This is a genomic window from Dolichospermum lemmermannii CS-548 (genome assembly GCF_028330815.1).
GTDB classification, from domain to species: Bacteria; Cyanobacteriota; Cyanobacteriia; order Cyanobacteriales; family Nostocaceae; genus Dolichospermum; species Dolichospermum lemmermannii.
In genome coordinates this window covers 1-21667 of the sequence record NZ_JAQMTJ010000077.1, presented here as the reverse complement: position 1 = coordinate 21667, position 21667 = coordinate 1, and the positions used below count along the sequence as shown (strand labels likewise).

The following is a 21667-nucleotide window of genomic DNA, read 5'->3' as shown; positions in this document are numbered from 1 at the left end:
GGTAATAGGTAATAGGTAATAGGTAATAGGTAATAGGTAATAGGTAATAGGTAATAGGTAATAGGTAATAGGTAATAGGTAATAGGTAATTAACAACGAACAACTAACAACTGACAACTGACAACGAACAACTGACAACTGACAACTGACAACTGACAACTGTACGGGCGAAGCATTTGGAGAACTATTTTTGGCAATGACCGATAATTTATCTTCCAAATGCTTCGCCCCTACTGACAACTGACAACTAACTTTCATAGAACCGACAAGATTTACAAGGTCCTTCTGGATTAACTGCACAACGCATAATTTCTGAAAGAGCATTATAGTTACAGGTAGCATCACCTATAACCCAACGTCCTTCTACTAAACTTTTCTGTTCTGGTCTTTGGGCTTTTTGTACGTAAATAGCGATATTGTGTAAACTATAGCGTCCTCCTTTAAGCTGATATCTATGGCAACGCTCTAAAACTACGTAGGTTTTTTCGGCAAAATCAAGATAATTTCCGGGTTGGGGTGTCCAATCAAGTTGTAATTTACCAAGAGACTGACGCGGATGTGTCAAAATTACCTCTGTCGGTAAGGAATTTAGCTCCATGATCAGTTTATATTATGTGATTTATGTATAGAGTATAGTATCGCAGTATTTTGGCTTCGACAGTAACAGCATCAAAATGGCAATTTCTCTACTTTGATCTTGTTGGGGATTCGTTGTAATATAGGGTTAAGAATTATAAATATTTTTTGTTAACTAACAAGTTGCAGGAATGTTTATAATTGATGCCTTTTAATTTTAACATTCTATGAGTAATGATAAAGTAGCTGTGAATTGGCAACAATTAATCTCATCTCCTGTAGTTGCTGATACAACCTCCAATTTTTTCGCAGAAATTGTTCAAGAAACTTTTGCCTTAACTCGTCGTCTGTTTATTCAACTCCAACGCCGTCCCTCTAGCCTGATAGCCGGGATTATTCAGCCCGTCATGTGGTTAGTTTTATTTGGGGCATTATTCCAAAATGCACCCACAGGCTTATTTGGTAGTACGACAAATTACGGACAATTTCTAGCAGCAGGTGTCATAGTATTTACTGCTTTTGCTGGGGCTTTGAATGCCGGTTTACCTGTAATGTTCGATAGGGAATTTGGCTTTTTAAATCGGTTGCTGGTTGCACCTCTAGCCTCACGCTTTTCAATTGTTTTTGCTTCTGCTATTTTTATTATTAGCCAAAGTTTACTACAAGCAGCGGTAATTGTGGCAGCAGCGGCATTTTTAGGGGCTGGCTTACCTGATTTTACAGGATTATGTGCGATCGCTCTCATTGTCTTTCTACTGGCTTTGGGTGTCACCGCTATTTCCTTGGGTTTAGCCTTTGCATTACCCGGACACATTGAACTTATCGCCGTAATTTTTGTCACTAACCTACCATTATTATTTGCCAGCACAGCCTTAGCGCCTTTATCCTTTATGCCCGGTTGGTTACAGGTTATTGCTACCATCAACCCTCTCAGTTATGCGATTGAACCGATTCGCTATTTATATCTACACAGCAGTTGGGGATTAAATGATATAGTAATGCACGCCTTTTGGGGTGATGTTACCTTTGGGGGAGCGTTATTAGTGTTACTAGGTTTTGCATTAGTGGCTTTACTGAGTATTCAACCCCAACTACGCCGGAGTCTTGCTTAAAAATATATAAGGAGAAATTTCATGAAAAGACCATTTTTACCAGTTCACAAAATTATTGTTGCCACTATCGCCGGGATTAGCTTTGCTTCTATCCTAGTAGTAGAACCCACCTTAGCTGATACTAATCAACCCTTTGGTAGTTTGGAAAGTGATACCTTAGGTCAGCAAGGCTATCGCAGTAGTAATCCTTTATCTGGCAATGGCTCAGGTTTCGATATGATGAACATGATTCATCAAGCCAACTTTGGGACTATTCAATGGAATGCTGATGAACAAAATCAACAGCTAGACCTAGCCGCAGCCACATTTAAAGCTGCACAACAAAAACTTCTTCAGCCTCAACTAAAACAAAATCCAGGCTCTTCTGCAATTATCCCTGGACAAAATCTACTTCCCTTACAGATTTTACCATCATCAGGTAAATAACACTTAAATGGGAAATAATGGGCGCAAGTCCTGCGCCTCTACGGAGTTATACTAAACAAGGGTGAGATTTAAACTTTTGCCAAATGACAAAGAACCCAGATGTGTAGGGGTTTAGCACTGCTAAACCCCTAGGTTTAGAATCAAACAATCAAGCCGTTTTGAGTATACTTAATGATCAAAGTCCCAGTTTTGCTAAAACATCACTAGCTTGAGTAGTAGTGTTAACAGCAGCATCAACATCAATGATTTTGCCATTACCATCAATGATGTAGGTAACACGCTTGGCGTAACCACCACCATCAACATCATAAGCTGTAATGATGCTTTTCTGGGTATCAGCTAATAAAGGGAAATTCAGATTATATTTATTGGTGAATGCTTGATGAGAAACTTCATCATCAGCACTTACTCCCAAGACAACTACATCTTTGTCTTTGTATTCAGCTTGAGAATCACGGAAACTACAAGCTTGCTTGGTGCAGCCTGGTGTGTCATCTTTGGGGTAAAAGTAGAGAACTACTGTTTTACCAGCAAAATCAGATAATGAAATTGTATTGCCGTTAGTGTCTTTGGCGGTAAATGCAGGTGCGTCTGTACCAACTGATAGAGGCATAATTCACTTTGTCCTGTTTAAAAATCTTTATGCAATCAAGATTTTACAATAATTTACAATATTTAAATAACTTGCTTACGGAATATTCTGCCAAAGAGGTATTTATTTTCAAAGCATTGACAAAAAGCACAACTTAGAGTAATAAAAAATGTCTACTGTGGATTCCCCAAACCTTAAACCCTTAGTTTATACTAGTGAAGCCCTAGAAAGAGCCGAGCGATCGCTAATCTGTTCGCCCTTCAACCTCAATTTGTTGATAGCCATGACTAGCCAAAGTATCCAACTAGGTGCTATAGCAATGGAGAAAGGAAATAAGCAAAGTTACACCAAGCAACTCTTATCAGAATTGACCTGTGAAAACGCTTTAGCCTGGTTAATTGATGTAGGAGTATTGCGGCGAGAAGTTGATGGACAGGGCATTACAGACAGTTTTCGCCTAACTCCCTTGGGTCATCAATTGATTGTCAAGTTAAAAGATCAGAAATTGCGTAATCCTTCCCTGAGCGATCGCTACAATGATTTTATGACTCGTTGGTTACGTTTACCCTTTTGACAGTTTGACCTCGTTCCTAGCCTCCGGCTAGGAATGCCAATGCTGAGGCTCTGCCTCATGTCACTAGCGGCAGAGCCGCCATCTACATTCCCAGTCTGAGACTGGGAACGAGATAACGAGATATGCAAGTTTAAAAAAATAACAGCTTATTTACAGATACACTACCGAATCTCAACATACTAAAATATAATTAAAAATGAAATCAATCATGGTAGTGGGAACAACATCCCACGCAGGGAAATCACTGATAACCACAGCTATTTGTCGGATTCTTTCCCGGCGCGGCTTGCGAGTATCCCCCTTTAAAGGTCAAAATATGGCTTTAAACGCCTATGTTACCGCCAGTGGCGGGGAAATAGGCTATGCTCAAGCAGTGCAAGCTTGGGCAGCGGGAGTAGTACCCTTGGTAGAAATGAATCCAATTTTACTTAAACCCCAGGGGGATATGACATCCCAAATCATTCTTAAAGGTAAAGCTATCGGGAAAGTTAGTGCCACAGATTACTACGAACAATATTTTGAACTCGGTTGGCAGACCATCAAAGAATGTTTACAATACCTATCTACGGAATTTGAAGCCCTAGTTTGTGAAGGTGCTGGTAGTCCCGCCGAAATTAATCTTAAACACCGGGATTTAACTAATATGCGGGTTGCTAAACATTTAAATGCACCTACTTTATTAGTCGTTGATATTGATAGAGGTGGAGCATTTGCTCATGTCGTCGGCACATTAGAACTATTAGATCCAGACGAACGCGCCTTAATTAAAGGAGTCGTCATTAATAAATTTCGAGGACAGCGCTCAATTCTCGAACCCGGAATTAAATGGTTAGAAGAACGGACAGGTATACCTGTGGTTGGTGTTATTCCTTATTTAGAACAAGTTTTCCCAGCGGAAGACTCCCTAGATTTACTAGAACGCAAACCAGCAAAAGCTAACTCTGAACTAAACATTGCGGTGATTCGGTTACCAAGAATTGCCAATTTCACCGATTTTGATCCCTTGGAATCAGAACCATCAGTAACGGTAAAATACTTGCATCCTAAGCAAGAGTTAGGACATCCAGATGCAGTAATTATCCCAGGAACAAAAACCACAATTGCTGATTTAATAGCTTTGCAAAAAAGCGGCATGGCAGAAGCAATTCAAAACTATGCGGCTTCTGGTGGCACGGTTTTAGGCATTTGTGGCGGTTTTCAAATGTTGGGGCAGTCTATAGCTGATCCAGAAGGAATGGAAGGACAATCTGGTAAATATCAAGGGTTAAATTTATTACCTATAAAAACAGTCATTACAGGTCAAAAAATTGCCCGTCAGCGTCAAGTTACTTCTAATTATCCCCAAGCGGGTTTACCTGTGACTGGGTTTGAAATTCACCAAGGGCGCTCGCGCATAGAAAACCCAGCAGATCAAAAATCCTGTCAACCCTTATTTGATGATGCTAATTTAGGGTTAGTAGATAGTTGTCAATCAGTTTGGGGAACTTATCTACATGGAATTTTTGATAATGGACCTTGGCGACGGGCTTGGGTAAATCGTCTCCGGCAACAACGGGGTTTGAAATCTTTACCCACAGGTGTGGCTAACTACAAAGAACAGCGAGAACAGATGTTAGATTCTTTAGCTACTCAAATTGAAGAACATTTAGATTTAACACCGTTTATATAGATTAAAATGCTTATTAGTTCATCTGATTTGAGTTAAATCAATAGAAAGTTAAATAACCCCCATTTTATTGTTATAAATGGGGGGTTAATTTTTGATTCGTACTTAATTTTGGCAAGGGGAGATTTAATTTTTCAATTGCATATATGTCACATAAGTGAGTCCAAATATGTCTTACAAAAAGATTATTTATAACTGAAAGATCACGGTTGTGTTTATAAATAACACATCTTACCATCATATACATAAATAGGGCTTGCTGAATAAACCGAAAACCTAGATAGATTAAGAGTTTCCCGGTTAAAAAAGTGAATTAGGTGCAAGGAATAAGGATTGAAACCATTAAAAACCTATCACTTTCTGAAATTTGAGACTATTCTTCTCTGCTTCTAATTCTTCCTCCTGACTCGGTGACTCCTGACTCCTAGCCCTCACGAAAAGACTTTTTCAGCAAGCCCTAAGTAGAAATGTTTTGATCTAAGTTAAAATTTTGGTTAAACGTTCACTTTCAAAAATTTGATGAATACTAATAGCGATCGCTAGTTAACCCCAAATGCGATCGCTATTTTGATTAAACTTAATGAAATTAGGTTAAAATCCAAATATTGGCAATTTTAGGTATAAAAACTAGATTATGGCAAATCCAGAGCATTTAGCAATACTGAAGCAGGGGGTAGGGGTTTGGAATAAATGGATAGACGAAAATAGGAGGGATGTAATACCTGATCTGTATAAAGCGGATATGAGAGGTCATAACCTCAGAGGGGCTGAACTAGTTGGGGCTAACCTGAGTGAGGCTGACCTGAGAAAGGCTGATCTGATTGGTGCTGACCTGATTGGGGCTGAACTAGTTGGGGCTGATCTCAGATGGGCTAACCTCATAAAGACTGATCTGAGATGGGCTAATCTCAGTAACGCTGATCTTACTAATGCTGATCTTACTAATGCTGATTTACTTCAATCTCAAGTAATATCTACAAATTTTAATCAAGCAATTTTAACAGGTTCTTGTATCAAAGATTGGCAAATTAACAGTGAAACAAACCTGGATGGTGTAATTTGTGAATATATTTATCTTGAGGATATTTTTTATTTTGGAGAGTACGAATCCAAAAGACGACCTATAAATGGTAATTTTGCACCTGGAGAATTTGCCAGTTTATATAAAAAGATTCTGGAAAATACAGATTTAATTTTACGCAAAACTCCCGAAAATGATAATAATATTAATAACCAAGGCATTCAATTTTATTCAAACTCAACAATTCACACTTGGGAAAGACTACGCTTTCGCTCAAAAACAGAAATCAAAATTGCTGAAGCATTAGACAGAACTGGAGTTTTATTTGTACCCAACTCCTTAGCAAGACTCAACACACCCAAAGGTAGAGCAAATAAAGAAGCTGATTTCCTCATTTGTTATAACGGTAAATGGGGAGTTTTAGAAGTTGATGGACCCTTTCACACCGCAGAACGCAGAGTTGAAGAACAAGAAAGAGAACGCATTTTCAAGAAAAACGGTATCAAAGTAGTAGAAAGATTTGATTCTGAAAGATGTTATAATAATCCTGATGAAGTAGTGCAGGAATTTTTCAAAATGATAGAAATTGGATATTCTTAAAACTTCCTTCCTTCTTCTTTCTTCCTTCGTGTACTTCGTTCCTTCGTGGTTCATTTACTCCATATTCTTCCATCACAACAGAAATAGTGTAAAATTGAATTCAAAACCACACACAAAACATGGCTACAAAAATCCCCGTTACCGTCATCACAGGCTTCTTAGGAAGCGGTAAAACCAGCATTATCCGTCACCTCCTGCAAAACAACCAAGGACGACGGATAGCCGTATTAGTCAACGAATTTGGTGAACTGGGAATAGATGGAGAATTATTAAAATCCTGTCAAATTTGCCCGGAAGATGAAACAGAAGCAAATCAAGAAACTAATATATTTGAACTCACAAACGGCTGTTTATGCTGCACCGTTCAAGAAGAATTTTACCCGACAATGCGGGAATTAATTAAACGCCGCGATAGTATAGATTATATTATCATTGAAACCTCTGGTTTAGCTTTACCAAAACCCTTAATTAAAGCCTTTCGTTGGCAAGAAATTCGCAACGCTGCTACAGTAGATGCAGTAATTACAGTAGTAGATTGTGCTGCGGTTGCAGCCGGAACATTTGCTAGTGATTTAGATGCTATAGCCGCTCAAAGACAAGAAGATGATAGTCTAGAACATGAAACACCATTACAAGAATTGTTTGAAGATCAACTTGCTTGTGCTGATTTAGTAATTTTGAATAAAACTGATTTAGTTGATAGTGAAACCCAAGCACAAGTTCTAGAATTAGTCAAGAATGAATTACCGAGAGTTGTGAAAATTGTCTCTAGTGATTATGGTAAATTAGACCCATCTATCTTATTAGGATTTGCAGCCGCAGTTGAAGATAATTTAGATTCACGTCCTAGTCACCACGACACAGAAGAAGACCATGATCATGATGATGAAATTAACTCAACTCACGTGATTTTAGACCGAACATTTGACCCCGAAAAGCTACAAGCAACCTTAGAAAAGCTGGCACAGGAACAAGAAATTTATCGAATTAAAGGTTTTGTGGCTGTTGAGAATAAACTCATGCGGTTAGTTATGCAAGGTGTAGGTAATAGATTTGATAAATTTTATGATCGTCCTTGGAAACCAGAAGAAGCAAAACAAACCAGTTTAGTTTTTATCGGTCGTAATTTACAATTTTCAGCAATAGAATCTCAATTAGTAGCTTTGTAATATGAATATCACAGATTTATTTAACGTTGCCAATGTTTTTGTTTTGCCTTTTTGGGCTTTGATGATTCTGTTACCAAATTGGAAAATTACCCGCAAGGTAATGGAATCTTATGTACCTTTTGTGGTTTTAGCTGGTGCATATTTGTACTTATTTGTCGTCAGCATTACTCCAGAAAACGCCGCAGCTTTATCAAATCCTCAATTAGCAGATATAGCCAGGTTTTTTAGTAATGAAACTGCTGCTGCTACAGGTTGGATTCATTTTTTAGTAATGGATTTATTTGTCGGTAGATGGATTTACTGGGAAGGACAAAAAACCGGAATTTGGACAATTCACTCGATAGCTTTGTGTTTATTTGCCGGTCCTTTAGGTGTGCTTTCTCATATCTTCACCTATTGGATTTCTAAAGCTTTTTCTAAAGGTGCTGAATCTGTGATAGTCACACAAAAAGCAGAAGTTTAGGAATTTAGATCCCCGACTTCTTAGAGAAGTCGGGGATCTGTTTTTGTTCATCCTACGTAATTAAAATTAAGCTGCTACAGCTTCTCTTTCTCTAAATTTGGCATCTAACCAACAGCGGGGCAATTTTTCCCCAGAAGGAAATACTAATTCTTCCTTTTGATAAATGTCCGTTTCCTGTTCTTCTTGTCCTTCTTGGTCTTGGGCATGGACAATTTTACTAGTGGGGTCTAATAGTTCTTGAACATCAACTATTTTCACTAAATCGCGGCTATCTTTGATTTGTAAAAACATCTTGATCAACCTCCATTATTTCAATGTGTAAATTTGCCAATGGGAAGAAAATAAAGATTAGATTTCCCGTTGATATTTTTCGACAATATCTACTAAGGTCACTTGACATTGCAAGGGTAATAAATCAATTAAAGATAGTTCCTTTCTGCCACCACCAACTTTAACGGTGATAGATTCTAAAGCGGCAATTACCTTATCTTCATTAACGCTTTTAGAAGTAATTAAAGGATACAATTTTTCAGCCACAACATTATGCAGTTTGGCATCAGATAGATATAGATGCCACTTGGCAATATCTATATAAACACTTTCACCAATTTCTGCGGCTAGGGTTTCTAGTAATTCTGTGGTATTAGTTTTAGCCATAAATATAACCTCTTTGTTAGTAACATCGGGATATCTTAGCTTATTTCATATTATCACTCAATTAGCTAGACTTGATCTACTACCACAGGTGAGAATTCCCTAGCTTGATTTTCTTTCTTTAGGTAGATTTCGGTGGTGTGGGGTCGTAATTAGCGATCGCACCAATGTAAATTAGATGCAGCAGCAATACTCCTACCCAACCAATTGTTACTCCAGGTAGCCATTCCCAGGCAGTAGTTTTCAAAATGTGGAAAAACCACAACCCAGAAGTGACAGTTGCACAAATACCGACATGAACAGCGAAATTCATGCGATCATCTAGTTTACGGAAATCTGGATCTTTACGATCTGGTTTGCGAGGCCAACGGGGAGGCATAAATATAAATGTTTGTAACAGCAGTTAACGCACCTTATCCATTGTAAGGTGTTTGCGGCTGACTTGCTCAGATACGCAAATAATTTCACCCATCTGGGGATGAGATAATATTGATGGTGTTCCCCAGATGGTAATATAGGCTATGAAGTCTGCACTGTTGACTCTGTATAGCAACTATCACCAAATTCGCTACCTCTGGCACTAGGTACTAAAGTCCAACCTGCTTTAAAGAGTTTTTGATAAGTTGCCCAACCTTTAGAACCACGAGGGACGCGATAATCTGGAACTGAAAATTGCGGAAAAGCTGTGTAAGGCCGCCAAGGTTGTCCAGGTGCAGTTTGCAAGTACAAAATCTTTTGATCATCGCCGTTAGACTTAGATAACCAGCACATTTGTCGAACCATAGTGAACTCCTTGATTGTTTAGTTGAAATATCACAAGGACGCTAACTGCGGATATTTAGGATGGTGGGAAGTGGCTGTAAAGGTGTTTTTTATTCCCAATCTAAAATCCCAAATTGGTATGACAGGTTTTTGTGATGTCATCCGCAATTGTGATAAAGTTATTTTGTCCCTATGTTTAAGGCTGTAAAGATTATTTTTGTCAGGTAAATTATTGAGGAAGGCAAACTCCTGTGGGCTGCTGTTTATGAAAAAAGAAAGATGAACAAGAACAATGGTTTTTTGGTTCTTGATGTTTTTTTACTATGTGAATATTTTTATCATGTTATCCACGGTTGCAAGAATTGGATGTATCCATAGTTACGATTTTGCAAAAATTATTAAAAATTTATTGGCAAGGGAATTTATAAGTTAGGAGGTAAAATAAGTATTACAGCAGATTTCGCTCTAATGAGGTACAAACTTGAATTATGAAACTCTTGTAGTGCGGGCATCTTGCCCGCTGAATATGTACATCATAACACCGAAAAGTGCTGTAAAAGATTTTAACTTCTTTCAAAATGATCAAGTAAGCTGTTATGAGTTAAGATGGTTCTATGTTGGTTTTTCTATTCATATAGATAAGTAAAGATTATGATAACTCCAAAATATGTTTTTCAATCAGAAAATAAATGTAATTTATAGCGATTTATAAAATGAACACTAAACTTACTGACGTTCAAAATCTCCTCTCAGATTTAATTTCCCGTTATTCTTCCCGTGTGGATTATTTGATGATTCGCTTGGAAGAAGCCGAGGGAACAGATATTGTCTTGCGGGGTGATAAAGTGGAAACTCTCAGCGAGGGAATTTCTATTGGTGGTCATGTTCGCACTTGTTATAAAGGTGGTTGGGGATTAAGTAGTTTTAATAAATTAACAACCATTGAAGACCGCATAGAAGAAGCCATTGCCGCAGCCTGGATAGTGGGTGATGAAGAGACTATACTTGCAGCTATTGATCCCGTACAGGCTGTATGTAGATTGCCTTTATTGGGTACTGACCCTCGCCAGGTTTCGCTAAAGCAGAAAAAACAATTATGCGATCGCTATACTGACCTCCTGAAAACAGTTGATCACCGAATTACTACTACCTCAGTTCATTACAGTGACAGCACCCAAAGAGTCATTATTGTCACCTCTGAAGGAACTTTCATTGATCAATCTTGGGTAGATATGGAAATGCGCTTTGCAGCCACAGCCAGGAATGGGGACACTGTGCAAACTGGTAGAGAAACCACTGGTTCTCGCAAAGCCTACGAAGACTTAACTAATTTAGACAAACAAGTTAAAGGTGCAGCAGAAAGGGCAGTTACGTCCTTATCTTTACCTTCTGTCAAGGGCAATACTTACACCGTAGTTATTGATCCCATTCTCAGCGGTTTGTTTGTGCATGAAGCCTTTGGACATCTTTCTGAAGCAGATATGGCTTATGAAAACCCTGATATTCTGGAAGTCATGACTCTAGGACGACGTTTTGGCCCCAAAGAATTGCAAATATTTGATGGTGCTGCACCCCAAGGACATCGCGGTAGTTATTTTTACGATGATGAAGGTACACCTGCGACAACTACCCAGTTAATTGAAGATGGTGTATTAGTTGGGAGACTGCATTCCCGTGAAACTGCTGGTAAATTGGATGAGAAACCCACAGGAAACGCCCGTTGTCTTAATTATCACTATTCCCCCATTGTGAGAATGACAAATACCTGGATTGAACGGGGTAAAACTCCCGTCGCAGATTTATTTACGGGGATTAAAGAAGGTGTTTTTGCCCAAAATTGGTTAGGGGGAATGACGAACGGGGAAATGTTCACTTTCAGTGCTGGGGAAGCCTGGATGATTAGAAATGGCAAAATTGCTGAACCTGTGAAAGATGTCACCCTTTCCGGTAATGTTTTCCAAACCCTCGCAGATATCGAAGCCATTGGTGATGATTTTTACTGGGATGAATCCGGGGGTTGTGGTAAGGGTGGACAAAATGGTTTACCTGTCGGTTGCGGTGGTCCCAGTTTGCGGATTCGGGATGTTGTGGTTGGGGGTGAAAGTGGAGAATAGTTCTTCCTTATCAAGATTTAGTATAACAGATTTTTTCGTGCAAGTCAACAGTCTTAATCTATAAAACGCGAAAAATTATCATTCATTTTAGATACTCGACTTCTCCAAGCAGTTGGGTATTTTTATTTTTAGGTATTTATGGAAAATTGACGTTATCTTTTGTGATTTATAATATACAAAAACAGAGTTATTAAAGCAACATCATTATGATTGGTAATATTCTCCGTCAACGTTACAGGATTATTAAAAAATTAGGTGCAGGTGGGTTTGGGGAAACTTACCTTGCAGAAGATTTAGATATTCCCGTGAGTCCTAAACCAGTTTGTGTGGTTAAAAAGCTGCACCCCACAATGATTGACCCAGAAATTATCCGTTTATTTGAACAAGAAGCCCAAATATTATATAAATTAGGACAAAATCACGATCAAATTCCTAAATTATCTGGCTATTTTCAGCAAGATCAAGAATTTTATTTGATTCAAGAATTTATTGATGGATATGATTTAAGTCAAGAAATCAGTCCTGGTAAAAAGTTGAGTGAAGGTGATGTAATTCAACTTTTACGAGATGTTTTAGAAATATTGGTTTATGTCCATAAAAATAAGGTAATTCACCGGGATATTAAACCTGCAAATATCATGCGACGCAAAGATGGGAAATTAGTATTGATTGATTTTGGGGTAGTTAAACAAATTAATACTACCATTGCCATTAAATCAGGTTCAACAAGTCGAACTAGTGGGTTTGGTACAGTCGGATATATGCCTATAGAACAGGCTATAGGTAAGCCGAAATTGAGCAGTGATATTTATGCTTTAGGTATGATAGCAATTCAGGCATTAATTGATCTATCGCCACGCTTATTAGCAGAAGATGATGATGGTGAAATTATTTGGATTGACCAGGTTGAAATAAGTGAGAGGTTAAAGCAGTTTATAAATAAAATGGTGTGTTGTGAATGGCGACAACGTTATAGAAATGCTAAGGAAGCTTTGGATGAATTAAATAAAATTTTTGTAATTAATCAAAGATTATTAGTAGTACCTAAGTTAGTTCCAGTTAGACTTAATGGAAAATATGGTTATGTTAGTGGGGGTAAATTAGTTATTCCCTGCCAGTTTGGTCTTGCTAATAATTTTTCTGAAGGACTAGCAAGTGTAATAAAAGGAGCAAAATGGGGATTTATCAATACTATTGGTGAATTAGCTATCCCCTATCAATTTGATAATGCTTGGCTCTTTTCAGAAGGACTAGCACAGGTAAAAACAGGAGAAAAATGGGGATTTATCAATACTATTGGTGAATTAGCTATCCCCTATCAGTTTGATGATGCTGATAATTTTTCAGAAGGACTAGCAAAAGTAAAAATCGCAGAAAAATGGGGATTTATTAATACTAATGGTCAATTAATTATTCCCTGTCAGTTTGATGATGCTGATAATTTTTCAGAAGGATTAGCAAAAGTAAAAATCGCAGAAAAATGGGGATTTATCAATACTAATGGTCAATTAGTTATTCCTTGTCAGTTTGATAATGCTTGGCTCTTTTCAGAAGGACTAGCACAGGTAAAAACAGGAGAAAAATGGGGATTTATCAATACTAATGGTCAATTAGTTATTCCCTGTCAGTTTGATGATGCTGATAATTTTTCAGAAGGACTAGCAAAAGTAAAAATAGGAGGAAAATATGGGTATATGAACACTAATAGTCAAGTGATTATTCCCTGTCAGTTTGATAATGCTTTCAGATTTTCCGAAGAACTAGCAATGGTACAAATAGGAGAAAAATATGGGTATATAAATACCAATGGTCAAATAGTTATTCCTTGTGAGTTTAATCAGATTTATTGGTTCTCTGAAGGACTAGCAGCCGTACAAATAGGAGAAAAATATGGGTATATAAATACTAATGGTGAAATATTTATTTCTTGTCAATTTGATAGGACTCTGTGGTTTTCAGAAGGACTGGCGACTGTACGAATAGGAGATAAATGTGGTTATATAAATACTAATGGTCAAATAGTTATTCCTTATCAGTTTGATAATGCTTATGATTTTTCAGAAGGATTAGCAAAAGTAACAATTAGTGGCAAAGATTACTTAATAGATAAAACAGGAAAGATAGTTTATTAACTAAATTATGACTAATGATACAATCAAAACAGTTATCTGGGTAAACTCTGCCAAAGAAGAACTTCTAGAATTTCCTGAAGATGTAATTGATGAAATTGGATATATTCTCTATCGCGTGCAAATCAATCAAAATCATCCTAAAATAAAACCATTAAAAGGATTTAATGGAGTATTTGAAATTCGCAGCAATTATCAAACTGATACATACCGCACTATTTATGCTATAAAAATTGATGATACTGTTTATGTTCTTCATGCTTTCAAGAAAAAATCACCCAAAGGTATTAAAACACCTCAACAAACTATTGACTTAATTCAGCAAAGATTACAAATAGCAATCCAAATTTCACAAACTAGACAATCATGAGAGGAAGATCATGTTAGATTATACAATCAGTTCTGGTAACATATTTCAAGATTTAGGATTTGCTAATGCAGAAGAAAAACTAGCCAAAGTTAAATTAGCTTCCGTTATTGCAGATATTTTAGAACAGCAACAAATCACACATCAAGAAGCTGGAGAAGTTTTAGACTTAGAAGTTGAAAAAGTAAATAATTTAATTAACGGTATTCTCAAAGAATTTACAATTGAAAATTTATTAAGTTATTTAATAAAGTTGGGACAAAATGTAGAATATTAATCATATAAAATACATAATTTTCAGGAGTCTCTAATTAGTGTCTGACAAAATCCATTCCAGATATGCGGATGGAACACCAGTTTATCAAAGTCAAAGACCTCCTAGATTTGGTGAACCCGTAGCCGATCCTTTAGCACAAGCAGCCCATTCCAGATTAAGATGGGATCAATACCATCAAAGAGTTTATCAAGCTAGAGAATTTGATACCAATGGTCAACCAGTGCGAGATATTGACTTTACTAGTCCGACATATCCTAATGGTACACTCCGCCCTGATCATTTACCACCGCCTCATCAACATCTTTGGCTTGCTAATATAACAGGTGGTACTCCCACTCGCAGTAAACAACCACAAATTCTATGAATAACCTCCAAAAATCGGCTTTTACCTTAGTTATTCAACCAGAGGAAAAAATAGAAAATCGCGTTTATATCATTGTCAATTACTTAGCTAAAACCTATCTTGAATCACAATGGCTGATTACTGAAATAGATGCTACCGGATTATTAGGAAATCGTTTAACGTCTATTTTAAATAATCAAGAAAATACGACTATTTCTTCTTCAGATTTTTTACAACTTTTGCAAGAAGAAGGACAAATTCTAGATTTAGAAGCTACCTTAGTGAAAAGTTCTCAAGAAATTATTACTGTTTTTATCAGGGATGGTTATTCTGTAGATATTTTAGGAGTAACAGAATTATTACCTGTTAATGTTTTGAATAATTGTATTCAAGTTGATGCTAATTTATTTGACACTCAAGAAACAGAAATATCTCAACCTAAAATTAATGTTGTTTATCAAAAAATTGCTTAACGTCTAGATATGCACATTATCAGCAAAAAGAGATTAAAAGAATTTTCGCAGCAGCATCCAAAATCTGAATCAAATCTAGAAACATGGTATAAAATTGTTAATAAAGCCAAATGGGAAAACTTTGTTCAATTACGTCAAGTATTCCCATCTGCGGATTTAGTTGGTAACTTCACCGTTTTCAACGTTAGTGGGAACAATTACCGACTGATCGCTTTAGTAGACTATCAATATCAAGAAGTGTATATTCGCCATATCCTTACCCATGCAGAATATGACAAACAAAATTGGAAACAAGACCCTTGGTACACCTAAAACATATCTAGAATTGATCACTGCTTTTCCTCCCAGAAAAATTACCTCAGAGGAAGAATTAGCCATAACTCAAAATATTATTGATTCTTTATTAGATCAAGAAAATTTAACTACTGATGAACGAGATTATCTGCATTTATTAGGATTAGTAGTATCTGAATATGAAGAAGAAAATTATCCTGTAGCAGATATTTATGGAGTAGAATTATTAAAAGTATTAATGACAGAATTGAATTTACAACCCAAAGATTTAATGCCAATTTTTGCCGATGAAACTATAATATCTGATATTTTGTCAGGAGAACAACCTCTAACTATTGAACAAATCGAGAAACTTAGTAATTTCTTTCATGTTTCTCCATCTGTGTTCTTAAAAAATGTTTAGTTGATGTAATGAATACTAATAATAATAAAAGAATTTGATACCAAGTATAGTAAATATAAAAATCCCCGACTCCACTCAGAAGCCGGGAATCTATTACACCAAAGCCGCTACCTTCCCCAACAACCCCTCAAACAAACGCAAACCATCGCTATTACCTAACGCTTTATCTGCTGCTCTTTCTGGATGTGGCATCATTCCCAAAACATTGCCTTGAAGATTACAAATCCCTGCAATGTTGTTGAGTGAACCGTTGGGATTTTCTTGATAACGAAATAAAACTTGTCCGTTGGCTTCGATTTCTGCTAAAGTGGTTTCGTCACCGTAAAATCGCCCCTCTCCGTGGGCAATGGGTAAAGTGATGATTTCCCCTTCCGCATAACCTTGAGTCCAAGGTAAATTATTACGCTCAACTTTCAAGGGAGAGCGATCGCATATAAAGTGCAAATCCTGATTTTTAGCCAATGCCCCAGGTAATAAACCAGCCTCAGTTAATACCTGAAAACCGTTACAAATACCGATGACAAATCTACCCTGTTGTGCATGATTAATCACCTGCTGCATCACAGGAGAGAAGCGAGCGATCGCCCCACAACGCAAATAATCCCCATAACTAAAGCCACCGGGGACAATCACTACATCTATATCACTAATATCTGTCTCTTGATGCCAAACCATGCGCGTTGGTTGTCCTAGCAAATCTCTAGTAACATAGGCAACGTCACGATCACAATTAGAACCTGGAAAAACTAAAATACCGAATTTCATTGTTTGTCAGTTGTCAGTTGTTAGTTGTTAGTAGGGGCGAAGCATTTGGAAGATAAATTATCGGTCATTGCCAAAAATAGTTCTCCAAATGCTTCGCCCGTACAGTTGTCAGTTGTCAGGGAATAGGCAAAAGGTAAGAATTTTCCCTCTTACCCATTACCAATCACCAATCACCAATCACCAATCACCAATCACCAATCACCAATTACCCATTACCCATTTCAAAATACGCCAGTTTGTGATTCTACTTCAATCAAGTCAAAGCGATAATTTTCGATGACGGGATTTGATAACATTTGATCACAGATTTGATTTAAGTCTCGACGCGCTTTCATCTCATCAGGTGCGACAATAGTTAACTCAATGTACTTACCAATTCTCACCTGTTCCACGTTGTCGTATCCCATTTGTTTGAGGCCAGATTGTACAGCCACACCAGCAGGATCTAAAACTGAAGTCCTAAGTGTCACGAAAATTTTAGCTATATATTTTATTTGCACAGGCTTTTTGCTGAATGCTGCGATCGCTATCCTATAACTTTTATGGTCTAACTGAGTGAAAATATAATGAGGAGTAGGGGAATTCATGAATTCCACCTACATAGATACAAATTTAACCAACATTTATGAGAGCCATACATACCCGTAGTCAAGAACGGATTTTAAACCTGTTACAAAATCTTAAACAAGGCATTTCTGCCCAGGATATTTACGTAGAATTACGTAATCTCAAACAAAGCATGGGTTTAGCAACAGTTTACCGTTCCTTGGATGCTCTCAAATTAGAAGGCTTAGTGCAAGTGCGAACTTTGGCAACTGGGGAAGCCTTATATAGCTTAATACAACAGGATAAACACCATCTCACCTGCCTACAATGCGGTATTTCCATTCCCATTCATCAATGTCCTGTCCATGAACTCGAAAACCAATTACAAACCAGCCATCAATTTAAAGTGTTTTATCACACTCTAGAGTTTTTTGGACTGTGTGCAAAATGTCAAGTTAAGGCTTATGGATGAAAGCAGGAGTTAATGAACCACGAAGGGACGAAGGGACGAAGGAAGAAGGAAGAAGGAAGAAATTATCTAATTTTTGGGAAATAGAGGTTTGGGATCAGGAGTATTATCGGAAACAATAGAACGAATACCTTCTAAGGTAGCGGGAATATTGCGGGGGTCCATAAACATCACCTTGCTGCTATCACTTTTACCAATAGTAGTCCCCATATCCAAATAATTTAGTGCTAACAGCACATCCAGAGCTTTTTGAGCATCAGGGTTAGCTTTGATTCTTTGGGCAATAATTTCAGCAGATTCAGCGATCGCTTGTGCCTTTAAAACCTGTTGTTGGCGTTCTGCTTGCGCCCTGAGAATGATTGTTTTTTGTTCAGCTTCTGCCTGCATAATTACTGATTTTTGTCGAGCTTCAGCGTCTAAAAGTTGGGCATCAGCCTTACCTCTGGCACTATTAACCGCAGATTCTCTATCACCTTCCGAAGTTAAAATAGATGCCCGTTTGCGACGTTCCGCCGACATTTGTAATTCCATTGCTTCCCGGACTGCTTGAGAAGGAATAATATCCCTCAATTCCACTCGCGTCACCTTTACACCCCAAGGATCAGTAGAAACATCCAATTCCTGTAATAACAATTCATTGATTTGGGTACGGGCAGTAAAAGTTTGATCTAACTCCAATTGTCCCATTTCCGAACGAATTTGAGTCAAAACCAAATTTACCATCGCCGATTGCAGATCCTCGACCTTATAGCGGGCTTTTTCCATATCTACAATCCGCCAATAAATCACCGCATCTACCTCAATGCCGACATTATCGCGGGTGATACACTTTTGAGGCGGAATATCGAGAACTTTTTCCCGAATAGTTTCTTGGTAGACAACTTTATCAATAAACGGGATCACAAAATTTAGCCCTGGGTGCATTTTTTTGTTATAACTACCCAATCTTTCCACCAAAGCTTCATTTCCCTGATTAACAACACGCACAGATCCAGCAACAGCAGAACCACCCAGCGCCAAAAAGACCAGTAAAAAAAACTGTTCCATAATAATATTCTCGTAATTTACAGGTATTGACCATTAAAGGCAGAACTAACAACTGTACGGGCGAAGCATTTGGAGAACTATTTTTGGCAATGACCGATAATTTATCTTCCAAATGCTTCGCCCCTACTGTACGGGCGAAGCATTCGGAGAACTATTTTTGGCAATGACCGATAATTTATCTTCCAAATGCTTCGCCCCTACTGACAACTAACTCAAAAAATGATCTGGAATGACAATTAAAGTCGTCCCTTCCCTTCTCACCACATAAACAGTTTGCTGAGGTGGTAAGCTGATTTTGTCATCATCACATTTTGCTCGCCAAGAGTTACCCTGGTATAGTACCCTGCCCACCTGTCCCGGCAAAATTTCCGTTAAAGTTTCAGCTATGACTGCATCTTGAATTTTTGATTTCCGTCGTCGTGGTTGCAAAAACCGCCGAGACAGGATAATCAGAATTGTGGAAAATAACAGCCAAGCTGTAACTTGTATCCACAAATTTCCTATCCCCAAGTAAGATAATAATCCCACCATCAAGGCACTAATACCCATCATGAAAGAAACAAAAGCTGATGGTAAAAAAAGTTCCGTTAAACACAGAACCGACCCTGCTAACAGCCAAATTAAGGTAAAACTTGGCATAACGCTTTTCCCTTACAATAGATTTACTCGTACTAATTTCATGAGAGACTGCAAAGAACCATGAAATCTATTCATCCATCCTTATCTGCGTTTATCTGCGTTTATCTGCGTTCAAATATTCTTAAAATCTGATTCCATGCAGTTCCATCTTAACTTGAGATTAGATACATCAATACAGTGAATATTTACAGAAAAAACTAATCATCAATTTAATTATGCTTTCTAATCAACGGATTATTAATTGCCCAAATTCCGAATGTGATCAACCAATTAACTCTGTGGGGGATACTATTTGCGATCGCTGTCACACTCCCCTAATTTACCGCTATCTCCGGGCAACTGGCAACCAAGTAGCAGAAATTCCCCCAGGAACAAAAGTAGCAGACAGATATGAAGTCATCAACCCACAAATTTGGCTAGATACCAAGCCTGCAACCCTACCACATATACCTGCCCCACTGCCAAATATCGTTATTCCCTATCTCAGCTTATATTCACAACGTTTACATATTCCCCAAGCTTATGGGTTTACTTCCTTAGCAGAAATATATGGTGATATTTTACTGCTAGAAAATGCCCCCATAGATGAAATAGGCTGCATTTACCCGAAAATTACCGACTCCTGGGAACAAGCATCTCCCGTCAGACAAGTTTACTGGTTATGGCAAATTCTCCAACTATGGACACATTTATCAAAATTAGGAGTTGCCCAAAGCTTACTATTAGCAGATAATTTATGTGTGCAAGGTTGGTGTATTCGGTTATTAGAACTGCATCAAAGTACAGAACCACCAACTTTACAAGATTTAGGTAATTCTTGGCGCAACTGGGCGACAATAGCCAAAACCACAATTGCCGAAAAATTAGAAAGCATAGTTGAGTTAATGTGTCAACCAGAAATTGATTTACAGATAATAAATACTCAACTCAATGAATTATTGCTAACAACAGCCGCCGACTTACCTTTATATTTAACCATAGCCGGGGCAACAGATCCTGGAACTGTTATTAAACATAATGAAGATGCTTGTTATCCCAGTCATCCGAGAGATATAGATGATCAATTACAACCACGACTAGCAATTATTTGTGATGGTATTGGTGGCCATGAAGGTGGTGAAGTTGCGAGTCAATTAGCTTTGCAGTCTCTCAAATTGCAAATGCGGGCTTTATTAACAGAGATAGGACAACAAACAGAACTATTAACCCCGGATTTATTATATCAACAAATAGAGTCTTGTTTGCGAGTCGTTAATAATGTGATATGGTCGCGCAATGACGAGCAAAAACGCCAGGGCAAAGAACGCATGGCCACAACCTTAATCATGTCCTTGCAAATCCCCCAAAGAGGAGAACAATTAGAAAATTCCCACGAACTTTATTTAGCCCATATTGGTGATAGTCGGGCTTATTGGATAACCCAGAATTATTGTCAACTTCTGACTGTAGATGATGATATGGTAAAACGAAAAGTTGGTTTAGGGAAAACTTTATATCGTCAAGCATTGCAAATCCCAGAAGCCAAAGCCCTGACCCAAGCACTAGGCACAAAAGAAGCCGAATTTCTCAACTTTTCGATTCAACGATTTATCATAGAAGAAGATGGGATTTTATTGCTGTGTTCCGATGGTTTAAGCGATCGCAATTTAGTCGAACAATCCTGGCAAGACTACGCAATTCCCGTGCTTACAGGCGATTTAGACATAGCAGATGCTACCCAGGAATTAATTAAACTCGCCAATGAAAAGAATGGCCAAGATAATATATCTGTAGTATTGACCCTTTGTCGTGTGGACAAACCATCCTCAATGGCAATTATCCCCGCACCTCCGGCAGAAATTACTCCTCCCCAACCCTTAGCTGTTCCCGATTCAGAAGCATTAATTATCACAGCATCCATAGAAACAGATTTAGCCGCAAGTTCCCAAGCCCTGCTTGATTTAAGTCTGACAGAAGCACAGACAGCACCGATAAAACCATCTAGAAGCAAAGGTTTGGGACTATTTGCGAGATTATTAGTTTTGTTGCTGGGAAGTACCACTGTCGGTTTATTTGCTTGGTGGCAATTATCTCCCCAATCATTCTCACAAGTCTGTCGGCAACTTCCCCAAAAGGTGCGAGAATTCTGTCCAGGTAGGGAGTAGGTAGGGAGTAGGTAGGGGAGGTAGGGGAGGTAGGGGAAGTAG

28 protein-coding genes and 1 pseudogene are annotated in these 21667 nt (G+C 37.9%); 17 read left to right on the top strand and 12 right to left on the bottom strand.

Annotated features, from left to right (window positions below; translation table 11 throughout):
* Together PN450_RS05265 and PN450_RS05260 are read right to left on the bottom strand one after the other, a co-directional pair.
* Window positions 1–240 (bottom strand): annotated as a pseudogene (locus PN450_RS05265) (hypothetical protein); the annotation flags it as partial.
* Window positions 241–247: 7 nt separating this feature from the next.
* The gene (locus PN450_RS05260) at window positions 248–598 is read right to left on the bottom strand and encodes a DUF6464 family protein (protein ID WP_015078422.1); all 351 of its coding nucleotides are present in this window, start codon (window positions 596–598) and stop codon (window positions 248–250) included.
* A 205-nt stretch (window positions 599–803) separates the two neighbouring features.
* Between PN450_RS05260 and PN450_RS05255 the strand changes: the two genes are divergently transcribed.
* The gene (locus PN450_RS05255) at window positions 804–1688 is read left to right on the top strand and encodes an ABC transporter permease (protein WP_148766371.1); all 885 of its coding nucleotides are present in this window, start codon (window positions 804–806) and stop codon (window positions 1686–1688) included.
* Window positions 1689–1709: 21 nt separating this feature from the next.
* On the top strand, window positions 1710–2114 hold the full coding sequence (locus tag PN450_RS05250; protein ID WP_271835637.1) for a hypothetical protein: 405 nt from the start codon (window positions 1710–1712) through the stop codon (window positions 2112–2114).
* A 175-nt stretch (window positions 2115–2289) separates the two neighbouring features.
* On the opposite strand, the gene PN450_RS05245 is transcribed toward PN450_RS05250, so the two are convergent.
* Window positions 2290–2727 carry a peroxiredoxin gene (locus PN450_RS05245; RefSeq protein ID WP_015078425.1) on the bottom strand — a complete coding sequence of 146 codons (438 nt, stop codon included), beginning with the start codon at window positions 2725–2727 and terminating at the stop codon, window positions 2290–2292.
* A 148-nt stretch (window positions 2728–2875) separates the two neighbouring features.
* Here PN450_RS05245 and PN450_RS05240 point away from each other — a divergent pair, with 148 nt between their 5' ends.
* The 5 genes from PN450_RS05240 (at window position 2876) to PN450_RS05220 (ending at window position 8199) form a co-directional block, all read left to right on the top strand.
* The gene (locus tag PN450_RS05240; RefSeq protein ID WP_271835636.1) at window positions 2876–3280 is read left to right on the top strand and encodes an Npun_F0494 family protein; all 405 of its coding nucleotides are present in this window, start codon (window positions 2876–2878) and stop codon (window positions 3278–3280) included.
* 196 nt (window positions 3281–3476) lie between these two features.
* Window positions 3477–4949, top strand: coding sequence for a cobyric acid synthase CobQ (gene cobQ / locus PN450_RS05235; protein WP_271835635.1), 1473 nt, complete (start codon window positions 3477–3479; stop codon window positions 4947–4949).
* Between the two features lie 631 nt (window positions 4950–5580).
* Entirely contained in the window at window positions 5581–6567 is a 987-nt protein-coding gene (locus PN450_RS05230) for a pentapeptide repeat-containing protein (RefSeq protein ID WP_271835634.1), read from the top strand.
* A gap of 119 nt (window positions 6568–6686) precedes the next feature.
* Window positions 6687–7736, top strand: coding sequence for a cobalamin biosynthesis protein CobW (gene cobW, locus PN450_RS05225; protein ID WP_271835633.1), 1050 nt, complete (start codon window positions 6687–6689; stop codon window positions 7734–7736).
* 1 nt (window position 7737) lies between these two features.
* The gene (locus tag PN450_RS05220) at window positions 7738–8199 is read left to right on the top strand and encodes an ABA4-like family protein (RefSeq protein ID WP_271835632.1); all 462 of its coding nucleotides are present in this window, start codon (window positions 7738–7740) and stop codon (window positions 8197–8199) included.
* Between the two features lie 66 nt (window positions 8200–8265).
* Here the strand turns inward: PN450_RS05220 and PN450_RS05215 are convergent, their stop codons facing one another.
* From PN450_RS05215 to PN450_RS05200, 4 genes are all read right to left on the bottom strand, one after another.
* Entirely contained in the window at window positions 8266–8490 is a 225-nt protein-coding gene (locus PN450_RS05215; protein WP_015078404.1) for a hypothetical protein, read from the bottom strand.
* A 57-nt stretch (window positions 8491–8547) separates the two neighbouring features.
* On the bottom strand, window positions 8548–8856 hold the full coding sequence (locus tag PN450_RS05210) for a DUF3181 family protein (protein ID WP_168651796.1): 309 nt from the start codon (window positions 8854–8856) through the stop codon (window positions 8548–8550).
* 118 nt (window positions 8857–8974) lie between these two features.
* Window positions 8975–9232, bottom strand: a complete 258-nt coding sequence (locus PN450_RS05205) for a hypothetical protein (RefSeq protein ID WP_015078402.1) — start codon at window positions 9230–9232, stop codon at window positions 8975–8977.
* Between the two features lie 140 nt (window positions 9233–9372).
* Window positions 9373–9636, bottom strand: coding sequence for a hypothetical protein (locus PN450_RS05200; protein ID WP_148766385.1), 264 nt, complete (start codon window positions 9634–9636; stop codon window positions 9373–9375).
* 692 nt (window positions 9637–10328) lie between these two features.
* On the opposite strand from PN450_RS05200, the gene PN450_RS05195 reads away from it, so the two are divergent.
* The 8 genes from PN450_RS05195 to PN450_RS05160 all read left to right on the top strand — a co-directional run bounded on the left by PN450_RS05195 (window position 10329) and on the right by PN450_RS05160 (window position 16015).
* A complete protein-coding gene (locus PN450_RS05195; protein WP_271835631.1) occupies window positions 10329–11729 on the top strand; it encodes a TldD/PmbA family protein in 1401 nt (466 codons plus the stop codon).
* A gap of 206 nt (window positions 11730–11935) precedes the next feature.
* Complete coding sequence (locus PN450_RS05190; protein WP_271835629.1) at window positions 11936–13861, top strand: WG repeat-containing protein; 1926 nt, start codon at window positions 11936–11938, stop codon at window positions 13859–13861.
* 7 nt (window positions 13862–13868) lie between these two features.
* Window positions 13869–14228 (top strand): type II toxin-antitoxin system RelE/ParE family toxin, encoded by a 360-nt coding sequence (locus tag PN450_RS05185; RefSeq protein ID WP_271835628.1) that lies wholly within the window; start codon window positions 13869–13871, stop codon window positions 14226–14228.
* Between the two features lie 10 nt (window positions 14229–14238).
* Complete coding sequence (locus tag PN450_RS05180; protein WP_271835626.1) at window positions 14239–14502, top strand: helix-turn-helix domain-containing protein; 264 nt, start codon at window positions 14239–14241, stop codon at window positions 14500–14502.
* Window positions 14503–14539: 37 nt separating this feature from the next.
* Entirely contained in the window at window positions 14540–14866 is a 327-nt protein-coding gene (locus tag PN450_RS05175; RefSeq protein WP_015078397.1) for a hypothetical protein, read from the top strand.
* Complete coding sequence (locus PN450_RS05170; RefSeq protein WP_148766393.1) at window positions 14863–15318, top strand: hypothetical protein; 456 nt, start codon at window positions 14863–14865, stop codon at window positions 15316–15318. The genes PN450_RS05175 and PN450_RS05170 overlap by 4 nt, the downstream gene beginning before the upstream one ends.
* 9 nt (window positions 15319–15327) lie before the next feature.
* Window positions 15328–15630 (top strand): type II toxin-antitoxin system HigB family toxin, encoded by a 303-nt coding sequence (locus PN450_RS05165; RefSeq protein ID WP_015078395.1) that lies wholly within the window; start codon window positions 15328–15330, stop codon window positions 15628–15630.
* On the top strand, window positions 15590–16015 hold the full coding sequence (locus PN450_RS05160) for a helix-turn-helix domain-containing protein (protein ID WP_148766395.1): 426 nt from the start codon (window positions 15590–15592) through the stop codon (window positions 16013–16015). The genes PN450_RS05165 and PN450_RS05160 overlap by 41 nt, the downstream gene beginning before the upstream one ends.
* A 93-nt stretch (window positions 16016–16108) precedes the next feature.
* Here the strand turns inward: PN450_RS05160 and purQ are convergent, their stop codons facing one another.
* Together purQ and purS are read right to left on the bottom strand one after the other, a co-directional pair.
* The gene (gene purQ, locus PN450_RS05155) at window positions 16109–16780 is read right to left on the bottom strand and encodes a phosphoribosylformylglycinamidine synthase subunit PurQ (RefSeq protein WP_148766397.1); all 672 of its coding nucleotides are present in this window, start codon (window positions 16778–16780) and stop codon (window positions 16109–16111) included.
* Between the two features lie 221 nt (window positions 16781–17001).
* Window positions 17002–17280 (bottom strand): phosphoribosylformylglycinamidine synthase subunit PurS, encoded by a 279-nt coding sequence (purS, locus tag PN450_RS05150; protein ID WP_041457555.1) that lies wholly within the window; start codon window positions 17278–17280, stop codon window positions 17002–17004.
* 125 nt (window positions 17281–17405) lie between these two features.
* Between purS and PN450_RS05145 the strand changes: the two genes are divergently transcribed.
* Entirely contained in the window at window positions 17406–17798 is a 393-nt protein-coding gene (locus PN450_RS05145; protein ID WP_271835623.1) for a Fur family transcriptional regulator, read from the top strand.
* A 66-nt stretch (window positions 17799–17864) separates the two neighbouring features.
* Here PN450_RS05145 and PN450_RS05140 read toward each other — a convergent pair whose 3' ends face one another.
* The 3 genes from PN450_RS05140 to PN450_RS05130 all read right to left on the bottom strand — a co-directional run bounded on the left by PN450_RS05140 (window position 17865) and on the right by PN450_RS05130 (window position 19481).
* Window positions 17865–18842 carry an SPFH domain-containing protein gene (locus PN450_RS05140; protein WP_213717265.1) on the bottom strand — a complete coding sequence of 326 codons (978 nt, stop codon included), beginning with the start codon at window positions 18840–18842 and terminating at the stop codon, window positions 17865–17867.
* Entirely contained in the window at window positions 18769–18954 is a 186-nt protein-coding gene (locus tag PN450_RS05135; RefSeq protein WP_271835622.1) for a hypothetical protein, read from the bottom strand. Before PN450_RS05135 ends, PN450_RS05140 begins: the two co-directional genes overlap by 74 nt.
* A gap of 95 nt (window positions 18955–19049) precedes the next feature.
* On the bottom strand, window positions 19050–19481 hold the full coding sequence (locus PN450_RS05130) for an NfeD family protein (protein ID WP_271835621.1): 432 nt from the start codon (window positions 19479–19481) through the stop codon (window positions 19050–19052).
* 215 nt (window positions 19482–19696) lie between these two features.
* On the opposite strand from PN450_RS05130, the gene PN450_RS05125 reads away from it, so the two are divergent.
* Window positions 19697–21625 (top strand): protein phosphatase 2C domain-containing protein, encoded by a 1929-nt coding sequence (locus tag PN450_RS05125; protein ID WP_271835620.1) that lies wholly within the window; start codon window positions 19697–19699, stop codon window positions 21623–21625.
* Window positions 21626–21667: the final 42 nt, after the last annotated feature.